The 13343-nt window shown below is 67.8% G+C and carries 11 protein-coding genes; 8 read left to right on the top strand and 3 right to left on the bottom strand.

Going from position 1 to position 13343, the window contains the following annotated elements:
- Positions 1–25: 25 nt before the first annotated feature.
- Positions 26–1228 carry a methyltransferase gene (locus OHA77_RS05330; protein ID WP_406316540.1) on the top strand — a complete coding sequence of 401 codons (1203 nt, stop codon included), beginning with the start codon at positions 26–28 and terminating at the stop codon, positions 1226–1228.
- 484 nt (positions 1229–1712) lie between these two features.
- Here the strand turns inward: OHA77_RS05330 and OHA77_RS05325 are convergent, their stop codons facing one another.
- Positions 1713–4055, bottom strand: coding sequence for an ATP-binding protein (locus tag OHA77_RS05325; protein WP_406316538.1), 2343 nt, complete (start codon positions 4053–4055; stop codon positions 1713–1715).
- 362 nt (positions 4056–4417) lie between these two features.
- Between OHA77_RS05325 and OHA77_RS05320 the strand changes: the two genes are divergently transcribed.
- Positions 4418–4720 (top strand): hypothetical protein, encoded by a 303-nt coding sequence (locus tag OHA77_RS05320; RefSeq protein ID WP_406316537.1) that lies wholly within the window; start codon positions 4418–4420, stop codon positions 4718–4720.
- 40 nt (positions 4721–4760) lie between these two features.
- Positions 4761–5954, top strand: a complete 1194-nt coding sequence (locus OHA77_RS05315; protein ID WP_406316536.1) for an IS701 family transposase — start codon at positions 4761–4763, stop codon at positions 5952–5954.
- 316 nt (positions 5955–6270) lie between these two features.
- Here OHA77_RS05315 and OHA77_RS05310 read toward each other — a convergent pair whose 3' ends face one another.
- On the bottom strand, positions 6271–7221 hold the full coding sequence (locus OHA77_RS05310) for an AraC family transcriptional regulator (protein ID WP_406316534.1): 951 nt from the start codon (positions 7219–7221) through the stop codon (positions 6271–6273).
- 121 nt (positions 7222–7342) lie between these two features.
- On the opposite strand from OHA77_RS05310, the gene OHA77_RS05305 reads away from it, so the two are divergent.
- The 5 genes from OHA77_RS05305 to OHA77_RS05285 all read left to right on the top strand — a co-directional run bounded on the left by OHA77_RS05305 (position 7343) and on the right by OHA77_RS05285 (position 10794).
- Complete coding sequence (locus OHA77_RS05305; RefSeq protein ID WP_406316533.1) at positions 7343–7576, top strand: hypothetical protein; 234 nt, start codon at positions 7343–7345, stop codon at positions 7574–7576.
- 277 nt (positions 7577–7853) lie between these two features.
- A complete protein-coding gene (locus OHA77_RS05300) occupies positions 7854–8708 on the top strand; it encodes an NAD(P)H-binding protein (protein ID WP_406316531.1) in 855 nt (284 codons plus the stop codon).
- Positions 8709–8807: 99 nt separating this feature from the next.
- Complete coding sequence (locus tag OHA77_RS05295; protein ID WP_406316529.1) at positions 8808–9368, top strand: anthrone oxygenase family protein; 561 nt, start codon at positions 8808–8810, stop codon at positions 9366–9368.
- A complete protein-coding gene (locus tag OHA77_RS05290; RefSeq protein WP_406312922.1) occupies positions 9365–10210 on the top strand; it encodes an alpha/beta fold hydrolase in 846 nt (281 codons plus the stop codon). Before OHA77_RS05295 ends, OHA77_RS05290 begins: the two co-directional genes overlap by 4 nt.
- Before the next feature lie 86 nt (positions 10211–10296).
- On the top strand, positions 10297–10794 hold the full coding sequence (locus OHA77_RS05285) for a MarR family transcriptional regulator (RefSeq protein WP_406312923.1): 498 nt from the start codon (positions 10297–10299) through the stop codon (positions 10792–10794).
- Positions 10795–10944: 150 nt separating this feature from the next.
- Here the strand turns inward: OHA77_RS05285 and OHA77_RS05280 are convergent, their stop codons facing one another.
- On the bottom strand, positions 10945–13233 hold the full coding sequence (locus tag OHA77_RS05280; RefSeq protein ID WP_406312934.1) for an exo-alpha-sialidase: 2289 nt from the start codon (positions 13231–13233) through the stop codon (positions 10945–10947).
- Between the last annotated feature and the right edge of the window lie 110 nt (positions 13234–13343).

Raw genomic sequence — 13343 nt, 5'->3', positions numbered from 1 at the left:
CCTCCCGGAAAGGCGGTAGTGCACCATGAACAACCTCGCGGACATTCAGCATGATCGACCTGCGCGGCGCAGAAACACGGCGGATTTCTCGGATCTCCAGGCGGCCATCGCCGATGAGCGCGTCCGCGATCTCTTCACGTTCCGGTTCCTGGCGGCGACCGAGACGTTCGACCGCCTCGTCGACGCGGCCGCTCACCGCATTCTCTCGTCGATCGGCGCGCTCCCCACCGCGGCGGGGGTGACGATCCAGGACACCAAGAAGGCGCTCTCGATTTCCTGGCGCCGCACGATCCCGCTGAAGTTCCTCTACGAGAAGCTCTCGGACACCGGGGTGCTGGACCGGCGTGACGGCCGCTATTTTCCCGGGACGCTCCCGGCGGAGGAGTTCGAGACCGTCGCGGCCGAGCTCGCCCGGCTGGAGCCGGGCGCCGCCGTGGCCGCCGAGCTCGTGCAGACGCTGGTCGACGAGGCGCCGCGCTTCTTCCGCAACGAGGCGACGGGCGACGAGATCCTTTTCTCTCCCCAGAAGCTTCCGCTCTGGCTCCGGTACTTCTCCAACGCCAACCTCCTCTACGCCATCAACAACACCCTCGGCGCTGAGGCTCTTTCCCGCCTCGTCCCCGCGGACGGCAGCGCGTTCGAGATCCTCGAGATCGGCGGCGGCTGCGGCAGCGCGGCCGAGGAGGCGCTCAGGAAGCTCGGCCCCGGTATCTCGCGCTACCGGTTCACCGAGGTCGCCGAGACTTTCGCGCGGCATGGCGAGCGGGCGGCGCGGGCCGCGGCCTCGTCGTCGACGCTCGTCGAGTCGGCGCGCCTCGACATGACGGTCCCCTGGGCAGGGCAGGGGATCGAGCCCGGCACGTTCGACGTCGTCTACTCCGTCAACTGCTTCCACGTGGCGCCGGACCTCGACTTCGTCGTCGCCGAAGCGGCGAAGGCGCTCAAGCCGGGGGGGACGGTCGTCGTCTCCGAGTGCGTCCGCCCCACCAAGCTCGCGCGGCCCATCTATGTCGAGTTCATCTTCGACTTCCTGGACAGCTTCACCGACGTCGCCACCGATCCGGTGAAACGGCCGACGCACGGCTTCCTGACGCCCGCGGCATGGCGCGCCACGTTCGAGGCCGCAGGCCTCGGCGACGTGAAGATCCTCCCCGACGTCGACTCCGTCGCCGAGAAATACCCGGACTTCGTGGTGGGGGCCGTGATGGCACGCGCGAAAACCGGTTGATCGCAGCTCGCCGCACCCGGCGTGCGATCGCAGCGGCGGCGTGTCTCACGGCAGGCACCCGCATATGGCGAAATAAGTACCACGTGAGTATTTGTCCCGTTTTCGGGTCAGGGTGGTGCGGCGAGGCTGGAGGCAGATGTTCGTCACCGACCGCCGAGAGGATGAGGCGCCGTGTACAGCGATGTGACTTCCGTCTGGCAGCTCCTCGCCATGATCTGGCCCGTTGAGCTTGCATTGCTGATCTTCATTGCCGGCCTTAGCTGGCTGGCCGAGCGGCTCATATGTCCGACTTTCTCCAGTACGTTCGACAGGAGGTCGTCCCGGAGCTCGTAGAACGTGAAGTGGCGGTTCCCGTCTCGGGGCCTGCCTGGTGGTAGGCCCCGAGCAATCGCCGAATCGCTGCGAGCGATCCAGCGGAGGGCCCGGCCTCAGCGACCAAGTCCTTTGTCAGCAGGCTCTCAACGGCCTGCCCGCCGGCTTGCTGTCATGGAGGGGGAGGGCCGGCGCCCTGCGCTCTGGAAACCCAGACGGCGATCTGGGCGCGGCTGGTGAAGCCGAGCTTGGCCAGGACGTGCTCGACGTGGTTTTCGGCCGTGCGCTGAGCGATCACCAGCGTTGCGGCTATCTTCTTGTTGCTCATGCCCGCCGCGACCAGGTCGGCGACCTCCCGTTCCCGCCGGGTCAACGAGATACCCTGGTGCTCGTCGATCCCGGTGGAAGGCTCGGCGGGTGGTTGTCCCTCCTCAAGTACGCAGGCAAGGGCCTCGTCAAAGGTGAGCTTCGCACCGCGGCGGATCGCCTGGTCGAACGCCTTCGTCCCCAGCGCCGCGCGTACCTCCTCCTCGCATCGCCGGTGCGGCTCGAGCATGAAGGGGGCGACTGACAGCGCACCTCCGATCGTCTCCCAGAGGGATCGCAGGATGCCCAGCAGATGGGCGGCGCGCCGGGTTTCGCCGTCGGCCGCCGCGCTCCACGCCGCCAGTTCGACGCACATGGCGATGCCCCATCGGTCGTTGAAGGGGCGCATAAGCCGGATTGCTTGCCGCGCCAGCGCATCGGCCGCGAAGCGATCACCGCCCTGCCATCGGACGAAGCCCTCGACGAACAGGGTGTCGGATCTGACCCACGATTCTTCGTGCACCGCGCTGATCGCCTCGCACTCCTGACACAGCGCGAGGGCACGGTCGAGATCCCCCAGGAGACAGACCACGACCGCCAGCTTGTACATGCATTCCGCGACAGCCCCCTGGTCTCCCAGGTCGCGGTGGAGGACGACGGCCTCCTCAAACAGTGCAGCGGCGCGCGGCAGTTCCCCCTGGAACAGGGCGGCCAAAGCCAGGTGATGCTCCGCCCAGGCCAGGGCGGGGGCGTCGTGAAGTCGCTGGGCCGCGTCATGGTATTCGGCCAGTACAGGCAACGCCTCTTCGAGGGCACCATGCATGATGCCGAGGAAGGCGTAGGTGCCCAGCGCCCCGGTCCGTACGGTGCTCTCCTCGCTGTCGGCCGCCAACAGGCGGGCGAGCCAGTGACGACCCTCACTCAGAGAACCCACAGTGATCCAATAGTCGCGTGGCCTCACCGCCAGGGTCATTCCCGCCTTGACCTCGCCGAGCTCGGTAAGACAGAAGTCCAGGCCGGCACGCAGGTTCATGTGATCGAGGTGCAACCGAATGAACCATTCCACCTGCTCGGGACCGAACCACTGCGCCTGCGCCCGAGCGGTCAGGTCGAGATAGTAATCGCGGTGGCGGCGACGCATCGTCAGCAGCTCGCCGGATTCGACCAGTCGATTCTGCCCGTACTCGCGGACCGTCTCCAGTAGCTGGTATCGGACGTGGTCGCCGTGCTGCTGCCGGATCAGGATCGACTTCTCGACCAGGCCATGCACGAGATTGACCACCGCTTGCTCCGGAAGACTTGCGCCTGAGCAGACCGCCTCGGCGGCTTGAAGATCGAAGCCGCCCCAGAAGACGGACCCCCGGGCCCACAGGGTGCGTTCCTGCTCTGAGCAGAGTCCGTAACTCCAGTCCATCAGCGTCTGCAGCGTCTGCTGCCGGGGTAGGGCCGCACTGTTGCCGGCGGTCAACAGTGCGAAGCGATCCTCCAGCCGGTTCAGGATTTGCGACAGGGTAAGGGTTCGGAGCCAGGCCGCAGTGAGCTCGACCCCCAGGGGGAGTCCGTCCAGCCGGTGTACCAGTCGCCCGACCGTCTGGGCGTTGTCCTCTGTAACCGTGAATCCGGGCAGTACAGCGGCGGCACGCTGTTCGAACAAGACCACGGCCTGGTATTGAAGCAACTCCCGGAGGGGGAGCGGCCGATCCGTGGGCGGGACCTCCAGGGGCGGCACCACGAACACGTGCTCTCCGAGCACACCCAGCACGTGACGGCTGGTGGCCAGGATTTGAAAATCGGGAGCTGCTCGCAGGACGTCGACCATCTGGGCGCAGGCGTCCACAAGATGCTCGCAGTTGTCCAACACCAGCAGCAGGCACCTGTGCTGCACGTGGTCGATGACCGCCTCGATCGGGTCACGGCCGGACTGGTCGTGGAGTCCCAGGGCATCCGCCACACTCTGGGCCAGCAGTCCCGGATCTTGCAGGCTGGCCAGCTCCGCGACCCAGACTCCGTCGGGGAATGCTCTGACGACTTTGGAGGCCACACACATCGCTAGGCGTGTCTTGCCGACGCCGCCGATCCCTGTCAGGGTCACCAACCGTGATACGGACAGTAATCGCCTGATTTCCGCAACTTCGTCTCGCCGACCGACGAAGCCAGTGAGGTCGGCGGGGATGCCGTTCACCTTGCTGGCCGACGCCCGTGCGCCCATGGCCCCAAATATACAACTTTCGACCATCTACGCCGGATATGCGCCTTTTTGCGGCAACAGCCACTGGTGGTCCTCACTCGCGCCCTCACCGGGTGGGAGTGAGCATCGGTTGTGACGCGATGAGGCGAGCTCACGAGGACCTGATCGCTTTGGCTGCCTTCCCTGCTCCGCGCTACCGGAGGACCTCGCCTCCTGCCGCTGCGACTGCCTCATCGCGGGACTTCGCCCGGACCACGAAGGGATCGGCCCGGCGCGGGAAAGCCGCCGGGCCGGCTGGAATCCCCGGCTTCAACCCCGGGGAGCGCTTCACGTTCGCCTGGTACGGTGCGTCCGGGTGCCGTACGGCTGGGAGGCCTTGGGCGATGGACGACAAGCCGCAGTCGATCTGGGCGTTCGTGGGCGAGGGCGGACGTTGGCCTTCTGCGATCTTCAGTTCCCAGGACCGGGCGGAGGAGTGGATCAGCGCCCGCGGACTGACAGGGATGCTCACCGAGTATCCACTCGATGTTCCGGTCTACGAGTGGGCTGTTGACAGCGGATACTTCCGACCGGGCAAACCGGAACACTCAACCGTCGACTTCATCGGCTGGTTCACCACCGCACACCAGTACTACATCGGTAGATCTTTAAGCTGTTCGGCAGCGGGACTGCGGATGTATCGGTGATGGTCTGCGAGTGACCTTGTGCCTCACCTACGATCTCGCCGTGTCCTGGGATGCCGAACTCACGGCGTTGACCTCGCGGATCGCTGATCGACTGTTCAAACGGCCGGAGCCGGAGGCGACCTTCGGCGACCTGGTGCGCGGGCTGCTGGCCGATGTGCCGCGCAAGAACTCCTGGCAGCTGGCCGATCACCTCGGGCATCCGAGCGCCAACCCGATCGAGTGGCTACTGTCGCGGGCGCCGTGGGACGCCGAGGTGTTGCGTGATGAGGTGCGCGCGTACGTGGTCAAACACCTGGGCGGCCCGGACGGGGTGCTGATCGCCGATGACACGCAAGCGATCAAGAAAGGTGACAGATCGGTCGGGGTGGCCCGCCAGTACTGCGGGCTGACCGGCCAGGTCGAGAACTGCCAGGTGATGCCGATGTTCACCTATGCCTCCGCGGCCGGGAACGCCTTCATCAACCGGCGGCTCTACCTGCCCGAAGGCTGGGCCGGCGACGCGGAACGGCGCAGGGTGGCGGGTGTGCCGGAGCGGGTGACGTTCGCGACCAAGCCCCAGCAGGTGATCGACATGCTCGCCGAAGAGCAGCGGGCGGGCACGCCGTTTCGCTACCTGGCCGCAGGCTCCGGCTACGGCCGCGATCCGGGCCTGCGCGCCTTTTGCCACATCAATGAGATCGCCTATGTGATGGCCGTCCCGGTCGATCTGCCGCTGCTGGACGTGCGGGGTGGGAGCGAGCCGGCCGGTCATGTGCTGGACCGGCTGCTGGCCCAGGCCGGCCCGGGTCTGTGGGAGCGCCGCTCGTGCGGGGAGGGCACCAAGGGCAGCCGCGCCTACGACTGGGCGGTGGTCGCGGCGAGGCCGGCAGGGCAACTCCCCGCTGACGGTCACACGCACACCCTGCTGATCCGCCGCAGCGTCAGCGATCCTGGCGACGTTGAGTTCTTCTTGGCCCATGCCCCGACCGGCACGCCCATCACCGAGCTCATCGCTGTCGCCGGGCCGCGCTGGAAGATCGAGGAGAACAACGAGACCGGCAAGGACCTGCTCGGCCTGACCGAGTACCAGGTCCGCAAGTGGGATGGCTGGCACCGTCATGTCAGCACGGTCATGCTCGCCCTGGCCTTTCTCGCCGTCAGCCGCGCCCAATTGGCTGACCAGATTACTCCCGAGCCGGTCCTGCCCGCCGCTGATCAGGGAAAAGACCCGCAACACCAGGAGAGTCTCAGCTGAGGCCAGGCTGGCTGATCCGGCCATCCTTGGCGGAGATCCGCCGCGTCTTCGCCCGACTCATCGTGCCCGCCACCAGCCTCATCGAGCACGTTCTGGCCTGGTCCAGATTCCGGCAGGCACACCAAACCCGCGCTCTGATCAGTCACTACCGCCGACGAGGAGACCCGATCCCACACGATCTACAGATGTAGTACCGGCAAGAAGCGACGTTGTACGACAACACCTTCCAGCCGTACGGCCAGATTTTCATCATGAACGCGGACGGCTCCGACTCGGATCCGACCTGCCTCCGGCGGGACCCGTCATGGTGCGCTGATCAGGCAGGGAACCGGCTCACCTCACCCGCCGGCACGCCGGGGCGACGCCGGTGACGCCCCGGGGTGAGGCCGTACTGCCGTTTGAACGCGGCGGCGAAGGCGATCTCCGAGGAGTATCCGGCCTGCGCGGCGATGATCCGCAGCGGTGCGTCGGACTCGCGTAGCAGCCGGGCGGCGGTGGTCATCCGCCACCATGTCAGGTATGTCAGCGGCGGCTGCCCGATCAGCGCGGTGAACCGCCGGGCGAACGCCGCCCGGGACAGTCCGGCCCGGGTGCCGAGTTCCTCGACCGTCCACGGGTGAGCGGGATCTTGGTGGATCGCGGTCAGTGCGGCCGCGATCGAAGAGTCGTTCAGCGCCGTGATCCACCCGGTCGTCCTGCCGTGCCGGGACTCTCGCTCCATCCAGGCCCGCAGGATGTAGAGCAGCAACGTGTCGAGCAGCGCGGGGATGACGGCGCCGGCCCCGGGCTGTGGCCGCGCGAGTTCGCTGCCCAGTAGTTCGACGGCGGTGCGCAGGGAGGGGTGGCGCCCGACCTGCGCCGGCAGGTGGACGATCTGCGGGACGTGCGACATCAGCGGATGCGCTCTGCTCTGGTCGAGCATGTACGCGCCGCACAGCAGGGTGGCGGCCGCGCCAGACCCCTCGCCCCGCACCCGCCCGAGGGGCGTCTCGCCGGTGAGGGACTCGAGCGCGGTGAGTGGGGTGGACGGGCTGTCGGCCAGGCCGTGGGAGTGCCGCCCGCGGATGAACACCACATCACCCGCACTCAGTGCGAGTGGCGGGTCCGGCCGCGGCGGGATGAGCCAGCACGATCCCTGCAGGACGATGTGGAAGCCGCCACCCTCGATCGGGGGGAAGCCCATGCCCCAGGGCGCGTAGAGCCGGTGGCGGATCGAGTGCGGCGTGCCGGCGCGCATGGCGGTGACCGCGTCGCTGAGCACGTCCATAGCCGGAGTGTACATATCCCTACTCAGCGAGACGATTGCTTGCATATGTAAGACGATTGCTCATTAGTCATCTCAGTTGCTCGCCATACGGTTGCTTGGACCGCGAGAAAAGGCATCTCTCATGACGAAGAAAGTGGTCTTCGACGAACTCGGCGGACCAGAGGTGCTCAAGGCCGAAGACGTGGCGGTCGGCGAGGCGGGGGAGGGCGAGCTGCGCATCCGGGTGGACGTGATCGGCCTGAACCGCGCGGAGGCCCTGTTTCGGGCGGGCTGCTACCTCTACCAGCCGTCCTTCCCCTCCGCCGGGCTCGGGTACGAGGCGGCCGGCAAGGTCGTCCTCACCGTCCGGCACTGAACCACCGCTCATCGCCGCCCAGAGAGCCAGGTCGGTCTCGGGGCGGCCGGGTAGCGCCTTGGTCTGCGTGGCGTCCAGCAGGTCGCAGGCGAATCCTTCGGCCTCCAACCGGAGAGGGGCGCCTTCCGGTAATCGCCGGTGCCATCCATCGCCACCGGGTTCACGCCTCGGCAGCCCACCCGGTCCGCCGACACGACGAGCCGATCCTCGCCGCGCACTCTGTATCTGATTCATATAATATGAATCTCATAGAAAGTCCGATCGAGGAAGGCCTGTCATGATCCTGGTAACCGGTGCCACCGGCACCGTCGGACGCCCCCTGGTCGGCGTGCTCGCCGGCGAAGGCGTCAAAGTGCGTGCCGTCACCCGCGACCCGCAGGCGGCCGGCCTGCCCACCGGCGTCGAGGTCGTCGTGGGCGACCCGTCGCGGCCGGACACCATGAGCGCGGTCCTGGAGGGCGTCACTTCCGTCTTCCTCCACCCGCGCGCCGTGGGAGAAGCGGCCGCCGACCTGCTGGCGCTCGCCAAGGAGCGCGGCGTCGGGAGAGTGGTGGCGCTCTCGGCCGTCAACGTCGACGACGACCTGGCCGACCAGCCGTCCCGCTTCCAGGGGGATAGGAACAAGGAGGCCGAGGACGCCGCCGTCGCGAGCGGCCTGGACTGGGTCAGCCTGCGGTCCGCCTCCTTCGCCGTCAACACCCTCCGCACGTGGGCCCCTCAGGTCCGTGCCGGTGACGTCGTCCGCGGCCCGTACGCCGCGTTCGCCGAGCCCTTGATCCACGAAGGGGATCTGGCGGAGGTCGCCGCTCGCGCGCTGCTCAGCACCGAGTTGACCTTCCAGAAGGTACGGCTCACCGGTCCGCGGTCCCTGTCCCACGAAGAGGTGGCGGCGGCCATCGGCGAGGTGATCGGCCGGCCGCTGCGCTATCAGGAGATCCCACCGGAGGCATTCGAGCAGAGCATGATCCAGCGCGGCCTCCCGAAGCCGTTCGTCGAGGCCCTCATGGCCAGGTACGCCCGGGGCGCCGGGCCCGCCGAGGGCGTCACCGGCGAGGTGGAGAAGATCCTCGGCCGCCCGGCGCGCACCTTCAGCGAGTGGGTCGCCGACCACGCTGCCGCCTTCCAGAACTGACACCGTCCAGAGACCGAGGGGAAGGCCATGGTTGAGGCAGAGCACGGTTCACAGCAGGGCATCCAGGTGTTACGCACACGCGCAGAAGGAAAACCGATCATGAGGATGGATTCGCTCACCGGATACATACGCTTCCTGAGCCTGACCTTCGCCGGGCTGTTCGCCGGATTCGTCAACGGGGTTCTCGTCTTCGAGCTGTCCCTGCGCAACCACGGCGGATCCGTGTACACCCAGGTCCGGCAGATCGAACTCGACCGTCTGGACATCCTCGCCTCCGTCACCCTGATTCCGGCGCTGGTCACCACCGCGATCCTGGTCGCCCTCGCGGTCAGGGGGAGAGGCCGTGCCTTCTGGCTGACGGCGGCGGCGCTCGTCCTGCTGGTGGCCGTTTTCGTCACGACGCTCATCGTCAACCTCCCCATCAACGGCGTTCAGGTCGGCTGGAGCGTCACGGCGCCTCCTGTCGATTGGGCCGACATCCGTGATCGCTGGCAGATCGCCCACGCGGTGCGCACGGTCGCGGCCGTACTCGCCTTCGTCCTGCTGGTCGCGGCCACCGTCGTCAATGCCAAGCAGTCCTTCCTGCACCGGCACCTGCTCGACGGGTCGCAGGCGGACCACTCCGCCCCCGCCCGCGCGTACGAGGGCGGACGCAGGTGAAGGAGATCGAGCTGTCCGCCGGGACGATCGCATACGAGGACACCGGCGAGGGGCCCACGCTCGTGCTGTTGCACGGGCTGATGATGGACGCCTCGCTGTGGGAGAACGTGATCGCCGACCTGTCCGCCGACCACCGATGCGTGGCACCGACGCTGCCCCTGGGGGCCCACCGTCACGCCGTGCACGCCGACGCCGACCTGTCGCTTGCCGGGGTCTCGCGGCTGGTCGCGGAGTTCCTTGAGCGCCTCGATCTGCATGACGTCACCCTCGTCGGCAACGACACCGGCGGAGCACTCGTCCAACTGCTCATGGGTGACGGCGCCGCACGCGTGGAGCGGGTCGTGCTCGCCTCATGCGATGCGTTCGACAACTTCCCGCCAGGGCTGACAGGCAGGACGCTCGTGCTGGCCGGCAAGCTCCCGCCCCAGATGTTCGGGCTGTTCATGCAGCAGATGCGGATCCGGATGCTCCGGCGGCTCCCGCTCGCGTTCGGGTGGCTGACGCTGCGCGGAGACGCCGCCACCGCCCGCTGGCTGAAGCCGGTCCTGACGCAGCCGGAGATCCGCCGCGACGCCGTACGCGCACTCCGCGCGGCGGTGAACGGCGCCGGCTCCTTGCTCGCCGCGGCCGAACGACTGCCGGGCTTCGACCGTCGCGCCCTCGTGGTCTGGGCGAAGGGAGACCGGGTGATGCCGCCCGAACACGGCCGGCGCCTCGCCGAACTCCTCCCACGAGGACAACTGGTCGAGGTGGACGACAGTTGCACGCTGATCCCTCTGGACCAGCCGACCAGGCTCGCTCAGATCATCCGAGAGTTCATCCACCCGTGCGACGTGTCCTAGCGATCACGTTGGCTCTCTTCACCGCCCCCGTCATTTGAACTGCGTATAATACGATGGCCATACCTGATCTCGGGAAGGCCTATCGCATGACGTCCTCCGCCCTCGAAGAGGCCGAGTCGGCACGGCGTCGGCGCCGGGCGACGAACGCGATAAAGGAGTCGCTGCGCGAACTGAGCATCCAGTTGTCCTTGCTCAACCGTCAGGTCAGCGCGCACGTCGACCTCAAGGACGTCGATCTGTCCTGCCTGGACATCATCAACCGGTACGGCCCGCTCAGCCCCACCGCGCTGGCACGCCGCGCCGGCCTGCACCCCGCCACCATCACCGGCATTCTGGATCGACTCCAGCGCGACGGCTGGGTCACCCGCGACCGCGACCCGCAGGCGTCCGACCGCCGCGCCGTCGAGGTCCGCGCCCTCCGCGATCGCAACGCGGAACTGTTCGCGCTCTATACCGGCATGAACTCGGTCATGGACCAGATCTGTGACCGGTACACCGACCCCGAACTCGACCTGTTCGTCGACTTTCTCCGCCGCACCACCACCGCCGGCCAGGACGCCACCAGCGAACTGGCCCGCGAGTAACAGCGGCAGCACTGACCTGCTCGCCCCCTGGACCGGCCCGTGGCTTCCGGCCGGTGACGATCGCCGGTCGGATGGAGGCGGACCTGTACACCTCCGTCCGACCCGGCGACTATCGCTCTCCTGAGGCCACGGCGGAGCCGTGGTGTCAGGTCACCAGCGCGGAGTGGAGGCGATCTGACCGCCCCAGTTCTCCTGCTGGACGCCACCGATACGGTCCCACCACCAGTGGGTGACCCCTCCGTCGGCGGCGGACGCCCCATAGACGTGCTGAGCTTCACCGGCCATGTTCGTCACCGGATCGGAGTGCAGCGCCCCAGGCCACACAGCGTAACGGGGCTCGTCGTAGGCGGGATCCCACCACCAGTGCGCCAAGGTGTCGTCGCTCGTGCGGGCGAAGACGTGCTGCTGGGCGCCGTACACGAACGCGGAGGGGCGTCCGCCTAGCGGGACCGGACCGGCCCACGTCTGCCGCTCGACCATCTGGGTGCCGGAGTCCCACCACCAGTGCGACAGCCGGCGCTGCGCGTCGGCCGCGAAAACGTGGAGCTGACCACGGTGCACGAACGCCGCCGGGGTGCCGTGCGCGGTCCCCGCCCAGGTCTCGTGCCGCACGCCAGGCCCCTTGGTCCACCACCAGTGGTGCAGTTGGCCATCGGTTCCCGTGGCCCAGACATGCTGCTGGTCGCCGAAGACCACCGCGACCGGATCACCGGCCACGGTGCCCGCCGCCGTCCAGGTCTGCTCCCGGCGGGACTCGGCACCGGAGTCCCACCAGGTATGCAGCAACCGGCCGTCCGGCGTACGGACGAAGGCGTGCTGCTGACCCGGCGTCGTGACGGCCGCGGGCGCTCCTGACACGGTGCCGGCGGGGAGCCAGGTTTCCTGAACCAACCCGCCGCGGCCCGTGTCCCAGAAGCGGTGCCGCAGGCTCCCATCCGTGCCGCGCACCAGAACGTGCTGCTGGGCACCGGCAAGGTAGGCGACCGTTTCACCGGCGACGGCCGTACCCCAGGTCCCGCGCTTGACCGTGCCGTCGGGCTCCTCGAACCAGTGGCCGAGGGCGCCACCGGGTGCGGGGGCGAAGAGGTGTAGCTGATTCGGGGTTGTGGTGGCCAGCGCGCCGGTGTACTGAGCGGCCGTCAGGCTGGTCGGGTTGTCCGGCATGTCGAGGTCGGCCTCGGTGAAGGTGGCGAAGTTGACGAATTCGTGTTGATCGGTGATTCCGCCCTCGTAGATGACGCCGTACCTTCCGCCACCTAAGTCCATCATGTCGGAGTACGCAGAGATGTCGTCGTACACCAGGAATCCGTCCTGGGGCGCCTGCCAGGTGTGGCCTCCGTCGAAGGAGGAACGAATGGTGAGGTGCGCCCGGGTCGAGCCGGCCGGAGCGGCCAGCAGCGCCCGGTCGTAGCCGTCGTGGTCCTTGGCCCTGATGGCCAGGGTGGATGCCTGGGTGCCGATGTCGGGCAGCCCCAGCGGCGGAAGCAACGCGAAGTCGGCCTCGAACGTCTTGCCCTGGTCACGAGAGATCGCGTATGCGGCCCTGTTCACTGTCGCCGCGGTGCCCTCCTCGTTACGCGCCGTCACGAACACGCTGCCGTCACCCCGCTCGAAAAGGCTGAGCTCCTGCGCTCCGATCGCGGGCTCGGCGCCGTGCGAGGACGCACCGGCGCGCCATGTGGCGCCGTTGTCGTCGCTGTAGATCAGTGCTCCGCCGAGTGCGGACTGCTTGTAGATTCCCGGGGCGACGCGAACCGTAACGCCCACCACCAGGCGGCCGGCGTCGGCGCCCCTGGTGAGCTGGATGCCATGCGCGGGGCCCGTGCCGATCTGTCCCGGAGTATCCTCCGACCCTTCCTGCCAGGTTCCCCAAGCGGGCTTCCAGATCTCCTTCGTGATCGCCTTCCGGGTTTCCCACGTGGCGCCATGGTCATCGCTGGTACGGACATAAACCCGGTCATGGTTCTCGGTGTACAGCAGCACGATCCGATGCGGGTCTGTTGTGGTGTCCACGATCGGCACGGGGTTGTGCGCGAACACCCGCGGCGTCGCGCTGTGTCTGGCGAGCACTCGCAATGGGCCCCAGCTCCTGCCCCCGTCAAGAGACCGCTTCAGCACGATGTCGCCCGGGCTGGAGTCGCCGCAATCATCGAGGTGCGCTCCGGCGAAGGCCAGCAGGCCTCCATCGCCGGCCTTCACCACGGCGGGGGCCCGGAAGCAGACGTACGCGGCCGCGGCGCCATCCTCCCGTTCCCCGTTGGTGAACACCGCGTGTCCATCGGGGATGGTGGCGGCTGCCGCGATGAACGGTGGTGCCACCATCGATGATGCCGCGACCATCAGCACGGTGACCATTTTCCAGAAGGCGGCTTTCCAGAAGGCGGCTTTCCAGAAGGCGGCGCGATATGACCGGCTGCTCCACTGGATTGTGCTTTTCATCAGTTCGTTCTCCATTCACCCGGGAGGGCCGGGATTTCATCCTGCTGGCTTTCTCTCCGAAGAGCCGCGGCCGCACTGATCCGTGGTCGCCCGGCCAGTCGCCCGACCCG

Source organism: Streptosporangium sp. NBC_01639, assembly GCF_045209755.1.
Taxonomy (GTDB): domain Bacteria; phylum Actinomycetota; class Actinomycetes; order Streptosporangiales; family Streptosporangiaceae; genus Streptosporangium.
This window is presented reverse-complemented; position numbering and strand designations above follow the sequence as displayed.